This window comes from Shimwellia blattae DSM 4481 = NBRC 105725 (assembly GCF_000262305.1).
GTDB classification, from domain to species: Bacteria; Pseudomonadota; Gammaproteobacteria; order Enterobacterales; family Enterobacteriaceae; genus Shimwellia; species Shimwellia blattae.
Genome location: NC_017910.1, coordinates 1,919,203 through 1,940,745 on the forward strand (window position 1 = coordinate 1,919,203; position 21,543 = coordinate 1,940,745).

The 21,543-nt window shown below is 51.3% G+C and carries 16 protein-coding genes and 1 pseudogene; 5 read left to right on the forward strand and 12 right to left on the reverse strand.

From position 1 onward, the window contains the following. Positions 1-158 precede the first annotated feature (158 nt). The 3 genes from EBL_RS08945 (at position 159) to EBL_RS08955 (ending at position 4,952) form a co-directional block, all read left to right on the forward strand. Complete coding sequence (locus EBL_RS08945) at positions 159-1,547, forward strand: cytochrome-c peroxidase (RefSeq protein ID WP_002443791.1); 1,389 nt, start codon at positions 159-161, stop codon at positions 1,545-1,547. A 199-nt stretch (positions 1,548-1,746) separates the two neighbouring features. Beyond that, the gene (locus tag EBL_RS08950; RefSeq protein ID WP_014715998.1) at positions 1,747-2,343 is read left to right on the forward strand and encodes a serine acetyltransferase; all 597 of its coding nucleotides are present in this window, start codon (positions 1,747-1,749) and stop codon (positions 2,341-2,343) included. Between the two features lie 206 nt (positions 2,344-2,549). Next, on the forward strand, positions 2,550-4,952 hold the full coding sequence (locus EBL_RS08955; protein WP_002443788.1) for a DUF3772 domain-containing protein: 2,403 nt from the start codon (positions 2,550-2,552) through the stop codon (positions 4,950-4,952). 11 nt (positions 4,953-4,963) lie between these two features. Here the strand turns inward: EBL_RS08955 and acuI are convergent, their stop codons facing one another. The 8 genes from acuI to EBL_RS19855 form a co-directional block, all read right to left on the reverse strand. Continuing rightward, entirely contained in the window at positions 4,964-5,944 is a 981-nt protein-coding gene (gene acuI / locus EBL_RS08960) for an acrylyl-CoA reductase (NADPH) (RefSeq protein WP_002443787.1), read from the reverse strand. Positions 5,945-5,952: 8 nt separating this feature from the next. Next, entirely contained in the window at positions 5,953-6,585 is a 633-nt protein-coding gene (gene acuR / locus EBL_RS08965) for an acrylate utilization transcriptional regulator AcuR (RefSeq protein ID WP_002443785.1), read from the reverse strand. 252 nt (positions 6,586-6,837) lie between these two features. Continuing rightward, a protein-coding gene (locus EBL_RS08970) for an IS3 family transposase (RefSeq protein WP_126298255.1) occupies positions 6,838-7,925 on the reverse strand; the annotation gives its coding sequence in 2 pieces (ribosomal slippage) (positions 6,838-7,673 and positions 7,673-7,925; 1,089 coding nt in all). A 326-nt stretch (positions 7,926-8,251) separates the two neighbouring features. Continuing rightward, on the reverse strand, positions 8,252-11,731 hold the full coding sequence (locus EBL_RS08980) for an AAA family ATPase (RefSeq protein WP_002445527.1): 3,480 nt from the start codon (positions 11,729-11,731) through the stop codon (positions 8,252-8,254). Positions 11,732-11,748: 17 nt separating this feature from the next. Continuing rightward, complete coding sequence (locus EBL_RS20560; protein WP_014715999.1) at positions 11,749-12,531, reverse strand: hypothetical protein; 783 nt, start codon at positions 12,529-12,531, stop codon at positions 11,749-11,751. A 219-nt stretch (positions 12,532-12,750) separates the two neighbouring features. Further along, positions 12,751-13,955, reverse strand: a protein-coding gene (locus EBL_RS08990; protein ID WP_126298244.1) for an IS3 family transposase whose coding sequence is annotated in 2 segments (ribosomal slippage) — positions 12,751-13,637 and positions 13,637-13,955 — 1,206 coding nt in all. Because the reading frame shifts where the segments join, the coding sequence is not laid out codon by codon here. Between the two features lie 88 nt (positions 13,956-14,043). Further along, entirely contained in the window at positions 14,044-14,646 is a 603-nt protein-coding gene (locus EBL_RS09000) for a hypothetical protein (protein ID WP_002441048.1), read from the reverse strand. Positions 14,647-14,661: 15 nt separating this feature from the next. Then, positions 14,662-15,573, reverse strand: a complete 912-nt coding sequence (locus EBL_RS19855; protein WP_002441047.1) for a helix-turn-helix transcriptional regulator — start codon at positions 15,571-15,573, stop codon at positions 14,662-14,664. Positions 15,574-15,750: 177 nt separating this feature from the next. Between EBL_RS19855 and EBL_RS19860 the strand changes: the two are divergent. Then, positions 15,751-16,373, forward strand: a pseudogene (locus tag EBL_RS19860) (IS3 family transposase); the annotation flags it as partial. 15 nt (positions 16,374-16,388) lie between these two features. Here the strand turns inward: EBL_RS19860 and ychF are convergent. Both ychF and pth read right to left on the reverse strand, forming a co-directional pair. Then, positions 16,389-17,480, reverse strand: coding sequence for a redox-regulated ATPase YchF (gene ychF / locus EBL_RS09015; RefSeq protein WP_002441044.1), 1,092 nt, complete (start codon positions 17,478-17,480; stop codon positions 16,389-16,391). A 128-nt stretch (positions 17,481-17,608) separates the two neighbouring features. Then, entirely contained in the window at positions 17,609-18,193 is a 585-nt protein-coding gene (pth, locus tag EBL_RS09020) for an aminoacyl-tRNA hydrolase (protein WP_002441043.1), read from the reverse strand. 262 nt (positions 18,194-18,455) lie between these two features. On the opposite strand from pth, the gene ychH reads away from it, so the two are divergent. After that, positions 18,456-18,728 carry a stress-induced protein YchH gene (ychH, locus tag EBL_RS09025; RefSeq protein WP_002441042.1) on the forward strand — a complete coding sequence of 91 codons (273 nt, stop codon included), beginning with the start codon at positions 18,456-18,458 and terminating at the stop codon, positions 18,726-18,728. A gap of 52 nt (positions 18,729-18,780) precedes the next feature. Here ychH and dauA read toward each other — a convergent pair whose 3' ends face one another. Then, positions 18,781-20,466 carry a C4-dicarboxylic acid transporter DauA gene (dauA, locus tag EBL_RS09030; RefSeq protein WP_002441041.1) on the reverse strand — a complete coding sequence of 562 codons (1,686 nt, stop codon included), beginning with the start codon at positions 20,464-20,466 and terminating at the stop codon, positions 18,781-18,783. A 129-nt stretch (positions 20,467-20,595) separates the two neighbouring features. Then, positions 20,596-21,543: a ribose-phosphate diphosphokinase gene (prs, locus tag EBL_RS09035; protein ID WP_002441040.1), complete on the reverse strand. Its 948-nt coding sequence runs from the start codon at positions 21,541-21,543 to the stop codon at positions 20,596-20,598.

The window sequence follows — 21,543 nt, forward strand, 5'->3', positions numbered from 1 at the left end:
TTAATATTGCGTAAACCTGGCCGGACGAGGGCCCGGGGCAGGCGTTCTGTTTGGTAATGCTTAACCCTCTGATCCTTATTCTTAGTGGTGATATACGCGTCAACATGCTGGCGTTTTGGGCCTGAAGGGCCCGTTTTCACCCCGGAAAGGATCTCACTATGAAAACAAGAACCAGGCTATTGGGTGCCGCCGTGCTGTGCGTGGCTGGCGGCTATTTGGGTTTAGTGGGTTATGTGCACTACCACGACACCCGACGCAACCTCGCTTACGCCGAACAGATCAACGCCACGGCACAAAATGCCAGAATACTCGCCATGTTTCAGGATAAGGGCTGTGATTACTGCCACACTCCCGCCGCTGAACTGCCGTTTTACGCTACGCTGCCCGGTGTAAAGCAGCTGATGGATTATGATATCCAGCTCGGATATAAGTCTTTTAATCTCAGCGATGTACGAAAAAAACTCACCGATAACACCGCCGTTTCGCAAAGCGATCTCAATAAAATTGAATGGGTAATGCAGCACCAGACCATGCCGCCCACGCGCTACACGGCCCTGCACTGGGCCGGGGGGATGGACGAACAGGAGCGTGCCCTGGTACTGGCATGGATTAAAGCCCAGCGCGAGGCCCACTATGTGACCCCGGATATAGCACCAGAGCGGCGCAACGAGCCGGTCCAGCCGATCCCGCTGTCGTTACCGGTCGACGGGAAGAAAGTCGCCCTTGGTAAGCGCCTGTATCACGATACGCGCCTGTCCGGGGATAACTCCATCTCCTGTGCTCACTGTCACCAGCTGGGGGCAGGGGGTGCAGACCGGCGCAAGACCTCGCTCGGGGTGGGCGGCGCCATTGGCCCGATTAACGCCCCCACGGTATTTAATGCGGTATTTAATGTTGAGCAGTTCTGGGACGGGCGGGCACCCACCCTTCAGGCCCAGGCTGGGGGGCCACCTCTTAACCCTATTGAGATGGCCTCAAAATCCTGGGATGAGATCACCGGTAAGCTGCGTAAAGACGCCAGCCTGACCCGCGACTTTACCGCCGTTTACCCGCAGGGCTTCTCCGGCGACACCATCACAGATGCCATTGCGGAGTTTGAGAAGACGCTGATCACCCCCAATGGGCCCTTTGATAACTACCTGCGCGGCGATGATAACGCGCTGACTGCCCGGCAGCTACGCGGCTATGGGCTGTTTAAAGAGCATAAGTGCGCCACCTGCCACGGCGGGGTGCTGCTCGGCGGGGATGCGTTTGAGCCGCTGGGGCTGAAAAAGGACTTTATGTTTGGCGACATTACTGATGCGGACATCGGCCGGATGAACGTGACCCGGGATGTGCGCGATCGCCTGCGCCAGAAAGTGCCGACGCTGCGCAACGTGGCGCTGACGGAGCCTTACTTCCACCGTGGTGATGTGGCCACCCTTGATGAGGCCGTGAAGCTGATGCTGCACCACCAGGTGGGCACCTCGCTGCCACAGCAGGATGTGGACGATATTGTCGCCTTCCTGCACTCGCTTACCGGGGTCTATACCCCTCACCCGGATTAACATAACGCGCCCTGTAAAGGGCGCTTTCCTGCCCGGGTGTCGTGAAGGTTCAAATCATTTCGGGCTATTTTGTATTGGTGAAATCTGACATCCTGGATATCCAGGAGTCGGCTGTAATTGTTTTAATTCAATGCGTTACTGTTTTTTTATGTACGCCGTGTGGTAATATCCACACTTTTAGTACATGTAAGGTTATCGCATGCCATATCTGCGCATTCTCCGGTTTTTGATGTTAAACGATACTTCAGAACTTAAACGTTTCTGGACGAATGAGTTTATGAAAAACGGGGAGAAATTTTGTTGGTTAAAATTTACCAGTCAGTATAAAAAGCATAAAGATAATAATAAATTAAATGCCTTATTCTGGTTCTGGTGGCGACTGGCAAATCACATGTTTATTTCAGGTAATGGCGCAGCCAGAAAGACGGCCAGAAAAATTCAGCGCCAATTAATGTGTACTTACAACATTGAGGTGATGCTGGGGGCGAATATCGGTTTAAATCCATTTATTCAACATTTCGCAGGTGTGGTTATCTCTGACAGAGTGGTTGCTGGTGACAATTTGAATATAAAACAGGGTGTTACGATAGGTGTAAAATCAACAAATGCCAGTGAAATACAGAAAATAATAATTGGCGATAATGTCAGTATTGGTGCAAATGCCTGTATTATTTCCGACGACATAGAAATTGGTCATAACGTTATTATTGGGGCTTTGAGTCTGGTTAATAAAAGTATACCTGACAATTCAGTATATTACAGAAAATCTGAAGTAATGATGTTGTCGCGTGAATAGCACTCAGCTGGCTTTTTGTTTGCGTCCATTATTGTTTTTTGTAAATAGTGCCCGGGGGATGAGATTACTTAAGAAGTTATAACCACTGAGGTGAGGGGAAGAAGGCAGGTAAAGGCGGCCTCTTCCGGGGGCTGGCTATACTTAGTGCCATAACAGGCGGTCGTAAAGAGGCCGTCCGGTAAAGGCCAGACACCTGGAGCAGTGGTATGTTGATGTTACGACGCAATGTTTTGCTATGGCTGGCGGGCGTTATATTACTGATGTTGTGCCTGTCATTACAGGCACAGCCGGTAGCGGACCAGAGCGATACCAGCAACACTTTGCTGACCGAACTACAGGGCCAGCTTGACGATCTCAAACAGCAGGTGGTGAGGACCGCCGGCGATAAACAACTGGAATCCTACAGTGAGCGGAGCCAGCAGATCCTGGCCCGTATCGATGCGCTGCAGGCCGCACTGGGGCAGGAGTTACTGCCGGTCACCACCCAGTTAAATATACTGGGCCCGAAACCTGAAGCGGGCGCCCCCCCGGAAACGCCGGAAGTGGTGGCGCGTCGCCAGCTCCTCAGCCAGACCAAAACCGGGCTGGAGTCCCGCCTTCAGCAGACAGCCCTGCTACAGGCCAGCGCCCAGCAGCTGGCGGTGCAGATTGCCAGTGTGCGGCGCAATATCCTCGCCCGGGAGCTGAGCCTGAATAACGGCAGTATCCTCACCCCGGGGTTCTGGGCGCCCCTGTTCTCCTTTTCAGACTATAACCGCGGGCGGTTTTTGCAATTCTGGTATGCGTTGCAGGATGGCTGGCAACTGGCTGTCTCTCCGGCGCGGATCCCCGGCACCCTGTTTTTGCTGGCGATTGCGGTTGTGCTGCCTCTGACGCGCAAGCGGCTGGAGCTGCCCATTACCCGCTTTACGGTGCGCTGCATCCCGGAAGGCCCGTTTATCCGCAGTTTTTATGCCATGGCGCTGATCGCCGCCAACACCCTGCTGATAAGCCTGGCGGCCTGGGCATTTGCCTGGATCTTCCTGCGTCTGCCGCTGCACAGCGGGGTGCTGGGGGATTTCTTCTCCGACTGGCTGAATCTGTGCGTACTGACAGGGGTGATGATTGGGCTTGGCAGGGCGCTTATCAGTAAAACCCAGCCCTCCTGGCGGCTGGCGCGTATCTCTGATTCCGTGGCGGCGGCGCTGAACCCGTTCCCGCGGATCATCGCCGGTGTGCTGTTCCTGTTTGGCTCGGTGGAGATCATGAATAGCGCTATCGGGGCGTCGGTCTCTACCAGTGTGGTGGCCTCCGGGATGACATCGCTTCTGATTCTGGTGTGCGTGATTGTGATGATTGTGCGGGTGAACAGCGCCAAAAATGAAGAGGGCGATCAGGACAAGCGCCACCAGAATACCTCGGTCCACGGGGTGGTGTATCTGCTGAGCGCGGTGTTTGCGCTGGTGGAACTGATTGCGCTGCTCACCGGCTACATCGGCCTTGCACGTTACCTGACCTATAAAATGATCTGGGCGTTTATTGTTATCGCCGGGGCGTTTTTCCTCACCCGGGTGTGGGACGGGCTGTGCGATTTGCTGTTTTCCCCGGATAACCGGGCGGGCCGCTTCCTGGTGCGGTTTCTCAAGCTGCGTGAGGATCCGCTGTCGCTGCTGGCGATTGTGTTTTCTGCCATCGGTAAGGTGGTGATCCTGCTGATGATGGTGCTGGCGCTGATTTACGGCACCTTCGGCAGCAGCGCGGCGGTAGAGCTGCCCGGGCGGATTTATGCACTGTGGTCCGGCAACGGTATTGGTCAGCTTAATATTGTGCCCGCCCATGTGCTGAGCGCCATTCTGACCTGCCTGATTTCAGCCTGGGCGCTGCACCAGATCCACCGCTGGCTGACCGAAACACTGCTGCCGGTGACAAGGATGTCCGCCGGGATGCAGGCATCCATCGGCGCGCTGTTTACGAACCTTGGCTATGTGGTGGTGATTATGATGACCCTCGCAAGCCTGGGGGTGCAGTGGAGCAAGCTGGCGTGGATTGTCAGTGCCCTGTCGGTCGGGATTGGTTTTGGCCTGCAGGAGATCGTAAAAAACTTTATCTCCGGGCTTATTCTGCTGACCGAGCGGCCGGTGCGGGTGGGGGATCTGGTCAGTATCAGCGGTATTGAGGGGGACATTAAAAAGATAAGCGTGCGCGCCACGGAAATTCAGCTGGGTGACCGCTCCACGATGATTGTGCCCAACTCCCAGTTTATCTCCCAGAATGTCCGCAACGTGACCCGGGGCAATACCCTCGGGGTGGTGACCATTGCGCTGACCTACCCGCTGGACTGTGATCCGGTACAAATCCGCACCCTGTTGCTGGATATTTTTAATGCCCACGAGCAGATTTGCAGCAGCCCGGAGCCTGCGGTTTCCTGTACGGGTCTTTCTGCTGAGGGGATAACCATCAGCGCCACCGGGTTTGTCAGCTCGGCGCGGCAGATATTCGGCACTAAAAGCGATCTGTTGTTTGAGCTGCTTCACCAGCTGCGCGAACAGGGGATCAGGATCTCCGTGCCGCAAACCATCATTATGGCGCGGGAACCGGACGCGCAAAGCGCCGCGCCCGGTAACCCGTAAGGCGGGCGCGCTTAGCGGCAGCTGATCACTGCCCGGCCACGGATTTCACCGGCGAACAGCTTGTCCGCAAGGCTGATGGTCTCCGCCAGCGGGTAGGTGGTGGCGAGGGATTCGAGCAGGGCGTTATCCAGCAGGCGGGTGAGCCGCTGCCAGGCATCCTGGCGTTGAGCCAGCGGGATCATTACGCTGTCGACCCCGGCCAGGGTCACACCACGCAGGATAAACGGCGCGACGGTTGCCGGGAAATCCATCCCTTGTGCCATGCCGCAGGCGGCGACCACGCCACCGTACTGCACGCTGGCGCAGGCGTTGGCGAGGGTGTGGCTGCCTACCGTATCAATCACTGCGGCCCAGCGCTCTTTCTGGAGCGGTTTCCCCGGGTTACTTAGCTCATCACGGGAGATAACCGCGCTGGCCCCCAGGGTGGTGAGCCATTCGCTTTCTGTGGTGCGCCCGGTCGATGCGGTGACGTTGTAACCAAGGCGCGAGAGCAGGGCCACGGCAAAGCTGCCAACCCCGCCGCTGGCGCCGGTGACCAGCACTGTACCTGCCTGAGGGGTGATCCCGTTACGCTCCAGCGCCGCCACGCACAGCATGGCGGTGAGCCCGGCGGTGCCTATAGCCATTGCCTGCCAGGTGGTGGCGTTTTCAGGCAGCGCGACCAGCCAGTTGCCATTGACCCGGGCCATCTGTGCCAGCCCGCCCGGGTGTTTTTCACCCACGCCCCAGCCGGTCAGGATCACCCGGTCGCCGGCTTTCCAGACCGGGTGGGTGCTTTCGGTTACGGTGCCGCTGAAATCGATGCCCGGCACCATCGGGAAGCTGCGCACAATCGGCCCTTTGCCGGTGATAGCCAGGGCGTCTTTATAGTTCAGGGATGAGTAGTCAATTGCGACGGTGACATCCCCCTGGGGCAGATCCTGTAACTGGCGCTGACACAGGGTGGTGCGGTAGCCGTTAGCGTCTTTTTCAGTCAGTAATGAGGTGTACATATGCATCCTTAAGTGTTGGCCAGTAGCCGTAAATAGTGGTGAAGGAAGGTGTCGAGGGGCTGGCGCTGCTGCTCAAGGCGGGCGCGCAGTACGGCACCTTCCCAGCCGGTCCAGAAAAATGCCGCAAGGCTTGCGCAGTCGCTGTCTGGCGCAATCTCCTGTGCTGTGCGGGCCTCCAGCAGGCATGCTTCAAACTGGTGTTGCCAGCCGGTGAGGATCTGGTTGAGCCGCGCGCGAAAGGGCTCGGCCAGCAGGCCCACTTCCGGCGCCATGTTGCCGACAATGCAGCCGCGCTGAAAATGGTGGCGCGCCATACCCCGGGCGGCGCTGTCCACAAATGCCCGGATCCGCGCCAGCGGGGGGCACGTTTTATCGCCAAGGGTTTTTGCTAACAGGTGGCGAAAGAAGTCATCGTAGGCATCCAGAACCGCCATTCCGAAGGCCTCTTTACTGGCAAAGTAATAATAGAACGAGCCTTTCGGCACTCCGGCTTGCCGGAGTATGCCGTCAAGGCCATTGCCGGAGAAGGTGGAGGCGGTCAGCGCTTCGATACCGGCGCGCAGCAGTGCGGCGCGCACATCCTGGTGGCTGGTGTCTTTCCGGGGCCGTCCCCGGGGGCGTGCAGGTGTGGTGGTGTTCATGGCGTAAAATAATAGACCGATCGTCTAAAAATCACAACAGACACTGTGCTATGTGGGGGGATTTTCGCCAGTGCCGTAGTGCGGGGGGATTCAGGGCGGGTCACAGACAAGAAAAAAGCCCGACTGGTGAGGTCAGGCTTGTTTCTTTGTGATGGATTCCGGTTCAGAGTAGTGCACCTCAACCAGAGTACGTCACGCATCCACTAACTGTACTGGTAATCCCCCCATTTTTAACGGAGGTGATAAGTAGAATCAGGTCATGCGTTGAATATGCTGCATTGGCGTGAAGCCATTCAGTGCCATATTCGGACGCTCATGATTATAAAACCATTGCCAGCGTGTGGCATAGTCCTGCAATTCGTCCAGTGATGTAAACAGGTGCTGTCCCAGCCAGTCATAACGTACAGTCCGGTTATATCGCTCAATATATGCATTCTGCTGAGGTTTTCCGGGTTGAATAAAACGCAGGGTGATATTCTGCTGAGCAGCCCATGACATCAGTATCTTGCCGGTATATTCTGGCCCATTATCACATCGTATTGCTGCTGGTTTACCTTTCCACTCAATGAGTTGCTCGAGAGTCCTCACCACACGATTTGCGGGAAGAGAAAAATCTACCTCAATGGCCAGCGCTTCACGATTAAAGTCATCGATAACATTCAGCAATCGGACGGAACGACCATCCGACAGTTGATCGTGCATGAAGTCCATCGACCAGCATTCATTGCGGCTTTCAGGCACCGCCAGCGGCTCGGGCTTATCCCGTTTCAGTCGTTTTTTCGGTTTAATTCGCCTGTTCAGCGACAACTCGCAATAAATCCGGTATACCCTTTTGTGATTGAACTTAAAGCCTTTTACGTTACGCAGGTACAAAAAGCACAGACCAAAACCCCAGTTGCGCTGACTGTCGGTGATACGGAGTAGCCAGTCAGCAATAACCGTGTTTTCTTCATTCAGTTGAGGCTGATAGCGATAGCAACTTTCGCTGACAACAAACAACTGGCAGGCAAAACGTATGCTGACGCTTCGGTGCCTGACCGCGTCCTGTGCCATCTGCTTTCGCTGCGATGGCTTCACCACTTTTTTGCCATAGCCTCCTGAATAATTTCGGCTTTGAGCCGTTCTTCGGCATACATCTTTTTCAGGCGGCGGTTTTCATCTTCCAGCTCTTTTAGTCGGGCCATCATGGATGCATCCATTCCGCCAAAGCGTGAACGCCACTTGTAGAAACTGGCATTGCTCATACCATGCTCGCGGCACAGTTCAGCAACTGGCGTTCCGGCCTCAGCCTGCTTGAGGATGGCCATGATCTGGCTGTCGGTAAAGCGTGATTTTTTCATAGAGATCTCCCCGGTTCAGATTACGAGAAAATTCTACCTATGAACACACCGGTTTTTCGGGGGGATTACCTACTGAGCGTACTCACCTGGAGGGGATGATGCAATCCTCATTGTGTCGTGATGAAAAAAATCCACGCATGGCGTGGATTTTTCGCAGGCAAAATGCCTGAAGCGGGGAGAGCGAATCTCATGTTTTGTATCAGGATTCGACCTCTATATTAAAATCGGTAACTCTCAACCTTTTAAGGCCATGTATCAGATCAAGTCGCGGCTAATACACAAGGAGTACTTTCAAAAGCCACCCGCTTATAAAATCACGACAAACGTCATTTATTAAAATGTAAAAATTTTAATTTTGATAAGGTGTGAACTGCATGGCTGGTTGATATAATATATTCATGATCTATATTGTCACTTTCAGATCTATATGTATTAACATCAGAGTCTGTTAACTCATCTATACCTACTTCAAAGCTGAGATTTTCTAAAAAATCAATATCATCAATATGTAACATGGTAATCGTATTTTGTTCAAGTTCATGAACTGAATTAATATCATTGATATATCCAAGTGGTGAAACTGAGTACTTTTCAGAAAGTTTATTTATCCTCTCATAGAGTTTTTGTTTCTTTCTAGATAACAACCCTTTTAGCGCAATTTTCAATGAATTAGTGTTTTTGATTGTTTTTTTTGCTGTCTCAATGGTTGAGCTGGTGCTTGCTGGGTTACAAATTAAATTTAATAGGGTGTTTATATTTTTTATGGTGGCAAGTCGATGTTGTTGAGATGGGTATAGACCAGTATTTTTTGAAATTAATTTAATGTGGTTTTCTTTATTTCCGTTTATAAAAATGGAGATAAGTCCTGACTGTATGTTTTCTGGAAGATTTTCATTTGATATAAATAGTGCTTTATCAATTTGTTCTAAATTCGCAATCGGCCCTTTTTCTAGGGATGCTTCTATTTCACTGCAATCATAATCTGAGATCCTTTTATTGCTTAAGAGTGCAATATGATAACCTGTAAATTTTGAAAACCTTTGAAATAAAACAGGGCTGATATTTTCATTTATGCAAAGTGCACTATTAATAGTGAATGTCTGATATTTGTCAGCAAGGGCTAGTTGCTGAGAATGTGATATGCATTTATTTTTAGCTAATGCAGCATGTACTGAAACATCATTGATTTTCATTAAATCACTAATGGTTTTTTTTGAAATAAAAACATTTCGAGCTAGGATGCTTAGTAATTTGATATCTTTTCCATTCAATACTAATGACTGGACATTCTCACTTAATAATTGATTTTTCAACAATCGTAAATTAGTTTTCTTAGGAGTATTTTGAAATAAATGCAACTGTACGGAATCATCAAGATGGTTGTTTTCCACTAGAGCTGCTTTCACAATTTCGCTACTGTCACGGGCCAGAATTTTTTGCGTATCTGCATTGGTATTCGGATTTAGTGCCAGTGTAACAAGGACGGCTTCATTTTTTACTTCTTGTGCTAGTTTACATTGTATTTCAGTAGGCAGAGTCTGGTTTTTTGCTAGCTCAATAAGGTCGTTCGAGTTACCCATTTTAATTTTTTCAAGTAAGATTTTTTCATTGTCTGTACCATCAATAATTTCCTGATTATTTTTTTGGGGATGGGCTTTTGCAAATGCCAGGGAAACAGTAAGATCAGTATCATTTTCCAGTAACTTCTTCACGTCGTCACTTAATGAAGGATTAGTGGCTAGCGCACGGCGAATTTGTCTTATATCTCTGTACAATTTCTTCTGATGATCTTCACTAAGAGTTGGGTTATGAGCTAAAGCTTCCCTGAATGTAGGTCTTTTATCTTGCAAAAAATCCTCACGGTAAGTATTTGGGCAATGAGGGTGCCTCAAAATCGCTTTTTGTACCATATCGTTTTTACTTTTCATTAATGCGTCGAGAACCATATTAGTACAATGTGGTTTTTCAACAATACTCAGAAGAATATTATCACTAAGCTTCCCTTTCTCGATGAGTGCGACTAGTAGATTGGGAGGTGCTTCATGGTGCACGCAAGCCAGTTCTAAGACCTCTTGATCCACTTTGCAATCAGTTTCAGCCTGTGCCATAAACTCCGCAAGAATACGTGTAGTGCAGCTCGGATTTTTATAAACAGCTCTTCGCACATCGGGATGTGTATCTTTCGCTAGTTTTTCAAGCAGATCTTCACTGCACTCTTCAGCCATAGCCACCCGTTGTCGTTCCAACGGATTGGTATCATCAGCCAGTGCAATCATCTGTGATAGGTTGAGGCCATCAATATGGGAGGCGGCTCTAAGCTTCATCTTCTCAAACAATGCTTCATATTTGGTTACTTGATCTCGTAGTGTATCCCTCAATGGCACTGTACGTCCCAGTGACTCATTCATACGAATAAAATCGATGTCTTCGCCAGCAAGAAATGCACTTTCACGTGCATCATTCACTGCATTCTGAATATCGGCACCGGCAAAGTTACGACTCGCAATTCCAAGCTGTAGTTGTTGTTCTGGCGAAAATTTTTTCCAAACTGATTTAAGGTGAATGCCGAGAATATCCATTCGCTCAGGAAGATATGGGAACCCGACGTAAAAGACCTCATCAAAGCGCCCTTTACGCAATAACTCAGGTGGTAGGGCCGTGACGTTATTTGCAGTGGCGATCACAAATACTGCACTGGATTTCTCCTGCATCCATGTCAGAAAATAGCCTAGAAGTCGTGATGTGACTTCTGAGGTATTTGACGATCCTATACCGACGAATGCTTTCTCCAGTTCGTCCACCCATAAAATACATGGACTGATCGTCTCAGCCATCGCCAAGGCGCGTCGCATGTTGTGCTCACTTTCACCCACATACTTACCAAGCAGAGAACCAATATCGAGCCGCAGCAGCGGTAGTTCAAAGAGGCTGGCAACCGCTTTCGCAGTCAGAGATTTGCCACAACCGGGCATACCGGCCACTAGTACACCTTTAGGTGACTGTACACCAGCCTCTTCGGCCTCTGACAATCGCTGGAATATTGCGGCTTTACGCCTGAGCCATTCCTTCAGGTTTTCAAGCCCCCCAATATCATCAAGTTTCTCGTCGATCCTAACGATTTCTAGAATTCCACTTTTACTTATTATTTGATTTTTCTCCTGTAAAAGTGTACCAAGTGATTTTTCATTAATAACTTTATGCTGGTTTAAAGCCACTGCCAAGGACTGATCTATCTGGCTGATTGTCAGACCTGTCAGAGTTGTACTTATCCTGTTTAGCAACACATCTGTAATACTCAAAGAGTGTTCCTGAATAAATTCTTGTGCCCTCACTCTTATAGTTTCACGTAAAGGCAATGGTATTTCGATAAGAGTCATCAGTGGCTCGATGAGCGATGGTATCTCTACGCGATCATCAATGCAGATCAGACAACTTTCTTCTTTATGGTATCGGCGGAGTCGAAGAAGGAATTGATGCAACCGGGCCACCACAAGCGGGGAAGATGCCAGGACACTACGCATGTTACGGAAAATGAAAATGGTGTTTTCCAGATCATCGTCAAGGAGACCTGCTAACATCTGCTCTGGCCGAGGAGGGGGGCTGTATATATCCTCTGCAAGAGGTAAGCGGGATATGAAATCAACCCAACCCCAAGCCAAATTCCATTCCCGCAAACGCAGCCCTGTTTCTTCAGCTACAGTTTTTAGTAGTCCATCAATACGTTCGTCCTCACTGCTCTGGAGATAAAATCCCGTATGACCAGCATGTAGACATGATACGAGGCGATCTATTGTTGATCTGTCCATATATTTTTCTTGCTCCACTAACTAAACAGTGAGTTGTAGATACTGCTAACCATGCGATATGGGGCTAAAGCCGCCCTCTTTATCGCTCTTACGCTAATTTTTGCGACTGATTTTCCGGCGCTATACATTTTCTCCGCTATTGTACTGCCGAGCATGCCCCCAATGATTCCTCCTACCATTCCTCCAACGAAAGTACCCACGGGCCCGAGTAACGTCCCTATCGTAGCACCAACAGAAACACCGGTTTCCGCCATAACTATGCCTGTTATAGTAACAGCGGTTGTACTGACAACTCTGTCTAGAGCCTCTTCTTGGGAAATGTTACCTAGGGCAAGATCATAAATATTTCTGGAGTTATCAATGACAGCAGATCCCAGTAATGCAATACGACCAGCTGGCGAATTTTTTAGAAGGGTACCTAAAAATCCCTTTTTGCTTGCGACCATCAGCCCACCTGAGACTGCAACTGTCAGCATAGCACTACCTGCGGTCTTAAGTGACGTGTCTATGAACTCACGTAAGTCGTCTACAACAGGGGCGTTTTCATTACCGCATATGCGATTCCAGACACGACGAACAGCAATCCTGCCCCCCTGAAAACATACACCTAACCCTGCTGAAATTAAGGCTGTTTTGCCAATTTGCTTTCCTATGACAACAGTATCAGCTGCTCCCCAGTCCAGATTAGGAGACTGCTGTTTGTTATGAACATCTTCACGCTGACGAACGGCATCTTCTTTGGATAAAGGTGTAGATTTAACTCCATCATAATCAATGGACTCCACTGATTTTCTTTGCATGGCTGCTGAATGTCCCTTAGGAACAAGGGAGCCTTGGCCTCGATAATCGCCATGTTCAAAGAGTTTTTCTGTGCTGGCCGCATCCGAACCATATTTGGACTGGTAGCGACGAACAACTTTGCCAGTACCATCTTTTATCTGAATATCTACTGAGTTCTTTCCAAATGCATTTCCGGGCTTGATGGATTTGCCCCTATATATCCAGACACCTTTTCTCTCTTACGGTTGCGATAACTTTCTGCGTCTATATTCCCGTGGTGAGCGATATCCCAGCGCGCTGTGCGGATGATGTTCGTTGTAATGACTGAACGCCACCGCCAAGTTCATCACCGCTGCCTGGCTGTCCGGTTTCGGCATCATGTTGATGTAATCCCGCTTTATCGTCTTCACGAAGCTTTCTGCTATGCCGTTGCTTTCCGGGCTGCGGACTGCTGTTGTGCACGGCTCCAGTCCCAACATCCGAGCGAACGCCCGCGTTTCATGCGCCCTGTACGCTGAACCGTTATCCGTCAGCCATTCCAGCGACTCTGTGGGCAACTCCCTTCCGAAGCGTTTTTCTACCGCACCCAACATGACATCCTGCACCGTTTCTTTGTCATAGCCTCCGGTACTGGCTGCCCAGTCGATTATCTCCCTGTCACAGCAGTCCTGCGCGAAGGTCACCCGCAGCTTTTCGCCATTGTCACAACGGAACTCGAAGCCATCTGAGCACCAGCGCCGGTTGCTCTCAGCCACCGCTACACGCCCCTTATGGGCCCGCTTCCGGCAAGGCTCAGCAGGCTTACGCTCAATGAGCAGATGGTGGGCTCGCATAATACGATATACCCGCTTTGCGTTAACCACTGGCAGACCCTTCCGCTCTGACTCCCGTCGCAGCAACGCCCATACACGGCGATAACCATACGTCGGCAGGTCAGCCACCTCCGTGCTTATTCGGGATAACACAGCGCTGTCGTCAAAATGGGATTGCCGTCTGCGATCCTGCCAGTCAGAGGGCCGGTGAACCCTGATACTCAGTTGCGCACGCGACACACCGATACTCCGGCAGACGTCGGTTAGTCGTCGTCCCCGGGCAACAAGGGCGCATGCGCAATCCATTTTTTTGCCCGGCCGAACTCCACGGCTTCTTTGAGTATTTCGGCTTCCATCGTCTTTTTACCCAGAAGTCGCTGGAGTTCGCGGATTTGCTTATTGGCTGCTGCCAGTTCGGAGGCCGGGACAACATCTTCACCGGCAGTAACAGCAGTCAGCGATCCCTCTTCATACTGTTTTCGCCATTTGAAGATCTGGTTGGCATTTATGCCATGCAGACGGGCAACGTGGGACACGGTCATGCCCGGCTCCATAGTCTGCTGAATAATGGCAATTTTTTCCTGTGGAGTACGACGCCGACGCCGCTCAGGTCCTGATAACACTTCAACCATCTTATTATTCTGACTGGTGTTAAACATAGTTCCAAGACTACCTCTTATTTTAAGAGAGGCGAAGTGTCTGGTGATCTATGGGGCCAGTCTACTTGACGACAAGCTCAGCCCGTGCGGAAGAGCCAGCGGCCTTTGCATTCACATTAAATGTGTTAACGTGATGAACTTCTGCTATAAAGCCATCCAGATTTCGCGCCTGACTGAACTGACCATCGTTGCGGGTAATTGTCGCCTTCATCAGTTCGTTTGCTTGGGTGAGGGCATCATCAATACCTCGGGCATAATCTCCGACATTGATTACGCCATGATTCTTGGCTGAACGTTCCAGCTCTTTGCCGATCCAGTTATTACGTGTTTTTCCCTTATGAAGGGATGCGGCTAGAGAGGCTTTAAGCTCTTGCTGGTGGTGAATAGTATTAACAATATCATCAGCATCACGTACAAGTGACTCATCATTATCCCAAAGGTCAGCATGCTTACGGAACTGAGTGACAAGCCAGTTTTTTGGCTCAACATTTCTTTCAAGGCTCGCTCCATGCACAAAATCTTTTATTAGTCTACCTGTTGACTCCGTATTTCCACCGGCGCTGTGAAAATCCTTTGAGAAAGTATCAGTTAGTTGTTCCTGAAAGAGATCGTTAGTGATGTGTGGCAAATCAGGAAGCAAAGGTGCTTCATTATTCTCAATCATGATTTATATCCTTATTCATCTATTACTTGTGTCAGTAAACCTGATTAATGCTTCAGCTAACTGTGCCTTAAGTTCTGACTGCAATGACTTAGGTGACAGAATTTTCAAATTAGGAAGCCAGTAGCGTACCCATGGCAGCAACTGACGCTCATCTGCAATTTTGCAGGAGACTTCAAGGCTTCCGTCTTTGTTATGCTGAGTGATTACCTGACCTGGGAGTACGCTTCGGCGAAGAAAATAACCTGCAACACTGGCATCCACATGAAGAAGAACTTGGAATTTATTCAGACTAAACCAAACATCATCCTCTTCATCGATACACTGTTCTATCGATTTTTCAGGGATAAATTTTTCATCGCTTATCTTCAACCATGTGATTCCACTGAGAAGAAAACCTTTAAGGTTTTCCTTTTCCATTGCGGCGAGGTACCAGATATTTTTTACATTTACCAGTCGATATGGCTGTATGTATCGAGATCTGTTTTTATACAGAAATGAGCAGTATCTGTGCTCGTTAATCGACAGACTCAGTTGACTGAAATTATGCGAAAATGAGGTTTCAGTGATTTTTTCCGGAGCTAATGGTTTAATCAATAATTGTGGAAGGCCACTATCTTTCAAAAGTGCAGTCCAGAAAGTTGGGTTTTGTCCCGAAAATAACGTAGGAATTCCTAAGTTATTTATCAATTTATTAATATCATTCATTTGTAAGGATTGACGAAACCCTGGTGATAGTCGGTAACTGTCACCATGAATATGCTCAACTATGGAACTCAGTCGGTTTAGATCCCTAAATACGGTACGAACGGAAACTTGAAACATACCGGCTAACTGCTCACGTGTAATGTGCTCCTGCTGATGAAGCAAAACGATAATAGCTGCAAGACGACTAGCCAGTTTTTCGTATGACCCTGGAGAATTGCTCACATTAGCCTCCTTACCGGTAGAAATTGTCATTTAGTGTAATGCCGACTAATGACACTATGTGTCAGTGTAAATTGTGAAAAAATTATTATTAATGATTAAGATCAGTATGAGGTGACAACAGCTTAGCTGGCGTGCATAGAGTTTTCAGTCTGCGCTGTCAGGGGCTGCGCGCTAAGGCTTCACGCTAAGGTTTCACGGAAGTTCAGCCTGGTTAGTTATCGTGAGCACGGACTGCCGGTGTCTGAGAACCTGCTAAAGCAGGACTCCAGCGCCAGCGGCCCGAACCAGAAGTGGGCAGGTGATATCACGTACTTATGCACGGATGAAGGCTGGTTATATACCTTGCCGTGGTCATTGACCTGTGGTCGCGGGCTGTTACCGGTTGGTCAATGTTATCACGGATGACGGCATAGCTTGTCTGCGACGCGCTACAGATGGTGCTGTGGCGACGTAAGCGGCCGCAGAGCGTCATCGTTCATACCGATCGCGGTGGGCAATACTGCTCATCGGATTATCAGGCCTTGCTGAAACGGCATAATCTGTGGTGCAGTATGAGCGCAAGGGGCTGTTGCTACGATAATTTCTGCGTGGAAAGCTTCTTTCACACGCTGAAAGTGGAATGTATCCACGGAGAACACTTTGCCTGCCGGGAGATAATGTGGGCAACGGTGTTCAATTATATCGAATGCGATTACAATCGCTGGCACGGCTACTGGGGGGCTATAGACAATAAAATCCACGCAATTGCGTGGATTTTATTGTTTTTGTCGCTACTTATGAGAACCAGTAAGCTCTCATGAGACGACAGGTTTTATTTAGACGTTAAACAGGAAGTTCATCACATCGCCGTCTTTCACGATGTAGTCTTTCCCTTCGGCGCGCATCTTCCCGGCTTCTTTAGCGCCTTGTTCACCTTTGTAGGTGATGAAGTCGTCAAAAGAGATGGTCTGGGCGCGGATAAAGCCTTTTTCGAAGTCGGTATGAATTTTACCGGCGGCCTGCGGTGCGGTTGCCCCCACCGGGATAGTCCAGGCGCGCACTTCTTTGACCCCGGCGGTGAAGTAGGTCTGCAGGTTCAGCAGCGCGTAGCCCGCGCGGATCACGCGGTTCAGGCCCGGCTCTTCAATGCCCAGCTCGGCCATAAACTCATCGCGCTCTTCGTCGTCCAGCTCAGCGATATCCGCTTCTACTGCGGCACACACCGGAACCACAACGGAGCCTTCCTTCGCGGCGATTTCACGCACCTGATCGAGGTACGGGTTATTTTCAAAACCGTCTTCGTTCACGTTGGCGATATACATGGTCGGTTTCAGGGTCAGGAAGCTCAGATAGCGGATCGCCGCTTTGTCTTCCTCAGTCAGATCCAGGGCGCGCAGCATACCGGCGTTTTCCAGCTGCGGCAGGCATTTTTCCAGCGCCGCCAGCTCGGCTTTGGCGTCTTTATCGCCGCCTTTGGCTTTCTTCTGCACGCGGTGGATAGCGCGCTCGCAGGTGTCCAGATCAGATAGGGCCAGCTCAGTATTGATGACATCAATATCTTCCGCCGGGTTAACGCGCCCGGAAACGTGAATAATGTTGTCATTCTCAAAGCAGCGCACCACGTGGCCGATAGCTTCTGTTTCGCGAATATTGGTCAGGAACTGGTTGCCCAGGCCTTCACCTTTGGATGCGCCTTTAACCAGACCGGCGATATCCACAAACTCCATCGTGGTGGGCAGAATACGCTGAGGTTTGACGATTTCCGCCAGTTTGTCCAGACGCGGGTCAGGCATGGGGACGACGCCGGTGTTTGGCTCAATGGTACAAAACGGGAAGTTTGCTGCTTCGATCCCGGCTTTGGTAAGCGCATTGAAAAGGGTAGATTTACCAACGTTCGGCAGGCCGACGATACCGCATTTGAATCCCATGGTTCAGATCACCTTAATTGCTTTATAATCAGCGGGTTAAATAAAAACCCGTGCTGAAAAGAAAAATATCCCGATAGTATACACAAAAATGGCGTTTTCCGGAGGGCAAATACGCCCCCCGGCGCCGGTTATTGCGCTTTAAAGGCGTGTAACCGGTTAGTGGCTTTGGTCAGCCCCTCCCGGAGCCAGAGATCCGTGCAGCGCGCCGCCTCGTCAATGGCTTCATCAATCAGTTTCTGCTCGCTAACCGGGGGTTTACCCAGCACAAAACCGACAACTTTGTTTTTATCGCCCGGATGGCCAATTCCCACCCGCAAACGGTAAAAATTCGGGTTATTACCCAGCTTACTGATAATGTCCTTCAGGCCGTTGTGGCCACCGTGGCCACCCCCGAGTTTAAATTTTGCCACGCCCGGCGGCAGATCCAGCTCATCATGGGCGACGAGGATCTCATCCGGGTTAATGCGGTAAAAAGTCGCCATGGCCGCCACGGCTTTACCGCTAAGATTCATAAAGGTGGTGGGAACCAGCAGGCGGACATCCTGCCCCTCAAGGGTGAGGCGGGCAGTATAGCCATAGAATTTAGGCTCTTCCTTCAGTGGCGCACGCGCGTTCCCGGCCAGCAGATCCACATACCATGCGCCCGCATTGTGGCGGGTGGCGGCATATTCTGCGCCGGGGTTGGCCAGGCCGACAATCAATTTAATGGTCACGTAACTTTCCTGAAAAAGAGATAGCAAACGAAAAAACGGCACCTAGTTTACTGTGCCCGCCCGGGAATGACAAAGCGCTTCGCGGCGCAGAGATAACTGCATTTGGTAATGATTCGAATTTCATGTAATTCAACGCATTATTTGTAAAGTTTTGTTGACCAAATGTGATCATTTGCGCAGAACATGAAACATGGCTCCGCTATACTTACTCTTACAAGGAAAGGGGATATTCCCCGCCAGGCAGACATACCGGGGGTGACATATGAAACGCAAACACGCTTCGTTACTGGGTAATGTCCTGATGGGACTGGGGCTGGTCGTTATGGTTGTCGGGATTGGCTATTCCATTCTTAATCAGCTTCCCCAAATCAATCTTCCGCAATACTTTGAGCACGGTGCCTTGCTGAGTATTTTTGTGGGGGCCATTCTCTGGCTTGCCGGTGCGCGAGTTGGTGGTCGTGAGCGCGTTACCGATCGTTACTGGTGGGTGCGCCATTATGATAAACGCTGCCGTCGCAATCCTCGCCACGGCTGAAAAAACCACCGGTAAAACTATCAGGGCGACAGCGATGTCGCCCTTTACTGTTTTATGGCTGTAAATCCAGCATCGCCTCCCGTACATCCGGGAAGAAGGCCAGCTTACCGTGGATCGGCTGAATACCGCCCCGGGCCAGCGTGCGCAGTGGCTGAAACTGCAGGTTGCTTATCCGCAGCTCGCACCCTTCCGGCAACTTGGCAATAAAGCGCTGCAGCGCGTCCAGGCCACCGGCATCCAGCAGGGGCACCATATCCCACTGTAAAACGATAACCCGCATACCCTGCTGGCGGTTTGCCAGTTCGGTGAAGATTTTCTCCGCTGCGGCAAAGAACAGCGGGCCGGTGATACGCAGGGCCAGCACATCGTCCGGGTGTCCGGTCTCCAGCGCGACAAGCCGGGTCATACTGGCGATACGGCGCATAAACAGCAGTGATGCCAGCACAATCCCGACACTTATCGCGATAACCATATCGAACAGTACCGTCAGGGACATACAAATCAGCATGACGATAATATCGTCGCGCGGGGCGCGGCGCAGCAGGTTGATAACCTTGTGGGCCTCACTCATGTTCCAGGCCACCATCAGCAGCAGGGCGGCCATGGCGGAGAGCGGCAGCCAGGAGAGCAGTGGCGCCAGCGCCAGCAGGGCGAGGATCACCAGCAGGGAGTGGATAATCGCCGCCACCGGTGATGTGGCCCCGGCCCGCACGTTGGCAGCAGAGCGGGCAATGGCACCGGTGGCGGTAATACCGCCGAAGAACGGCGCCACAAGGTTACCGATCCCCTGGCCGAGCAGCTCACCGTTGGCGTTATGTTTGGTGCCGGTCATGCCGTCCAGCACCACGGCGCACAGCAGGGATTCAATGGCCCCGAGCACCGCCATGGAAAACGCCGCCGGCAGCAGCAGGCGGATGGTGTCCCAGTTCAGCGCGAAATCCGAACCGGGAATATTCCACGGCAGCACCAGTTGCGGCAGCAGCTGCGGGATCCCGTTCCCCTGGGTGCCGTCTGCCAGCACATAGTGGAAGCGGGAGCCAATAGTGGCGACCTGGGCGCCAAGCTGGTCGGCAATCACCATAACCGCACAACCGGCCAGCACGGCGGGCAGGTGGCCGGGCAGTTTTACCCCCAGCCGCGGCCAGAGGATCAGCACCGCAAGGGTCACAATACCGACCAGCGCATCCCCCCACTGTATGGTGGGCATAGCCATAACCAGCGCGGCCACTTTGGCCGGGTAGCTTTCCGGCATATGGGCCACGGTCAGCCCGAAGAAATCTTTCAGCTGCATGGTGGCGATGGTTATCCCGATACCGGAGGTAAACCCGAGGGTCACCGACAGGGGGATATACTCAATCAGCCGGCCAAAACGGGCGAGGGCGAAGAGGATCAGGAAAATGCCCGACAGCAGGGTGGCAATTAACAACCCCGCCAGACCAAACTGCTGGGCGACCGGGTACAGGATCACCACAAATGCCGCCGTCGGCCCGGAGACGCTAAAGCGTGAGCCGCCACAGACCGCAATCACAATCCCGGCCACGGCGGAGGTATACAGCCCGTACTGGGGGGCCACCCCGCTACCAATGGCCAGAGCCATCGCCAGCGGAATAGCGATAATCCCCACCGTTAACCCGGCGATTAAATCGCGAATAAAACGTGATGAGGTATATTTTTCATGCCAGCAGGCGTTCACCAGGGCGCGGAACGGCAGTACCTGGAAAAGCGAGTGTTGTTTCATGAATCCTTCCATGAGTAGTGAAAACGCAAAAAATAAAAAGGTCTACAAAGGTATAGCAATAACCCGTGGAAATTCCGGGGGCAATAAACGAAAAAACCCGCCGCAGCGGGTTTTTTCTCTTTACAGCAATTAATGCTCGAACATCGCAGAGATGGATTCTTCGTTGCTGATACGACGAATCGCTTCTGCCAGCATGCCGGACAGTGTCAGCGTGCGGACTTTGCCCAGAGCTTTGATTTCCGGTGACAGCGGGATGGTGTCACAAACGATAAATTCATCAATAACGGAGTTACGGATGTTTTCGATAGCATTGCCGGAGAAGATCGGGTGGGTGGCGTACGCGAATACGCGCTTGGCACCGCGCTCTTTGAGGGCTTCTGCCGCTTTGCACAGGGTGCCGCCGGTATCGATCATATCGTCGACCATGACGCAGTCGCGATCGGCAACGTCACCGATAATATGCATCACCTGAGACACGTTCGCGCGCGGGCGGCGTTTGTCGATGATGGCCATATCGGTATCGTTCAGCAGTTTAGCGATAGCGCGGGCGCGCACAACACCACCGATATCCGGGGAAACCACGATAGGGTTGTCGAAGTTTTTCTGCAGCATATCTTCCAGCAGAATCGGGCTACCGAAGACGTTGTCTACCGGCACGTCAAAGAACCCCTGGATCTGCTCAGCGTGCAGGTCAACGGTCAGCACACGGTCAACCCCAACGCTGGAGAGGAAATCCGCTACCACTTTCGCGGTGATAGGCACGCGGGCGGAGCGAACGCGGCGGTCCTGACGGGCATAACCGAAATAAGGGATAACAGCGGTGATACGGCCTGCGGATGCGCGGCGCAGGGCATCAACCATAACAACCAGTTCCATCAGGTTGTCGTTAGTAGGAGCACAAGTGGACTGGATGATGAAAATATCACCACCGCGGACGTTTTCATTGATTTGTACGCTGACTTCGCCGTCGCTAAAGCGACCTACGGCGGCGTCGCCGAGAGAAGTGTACAGGCGGTTGGCAATACGTTGTGCTAGTTCCGGTGTGGCGTTACCAGCAAAAAGCTTCATATCAGGCAC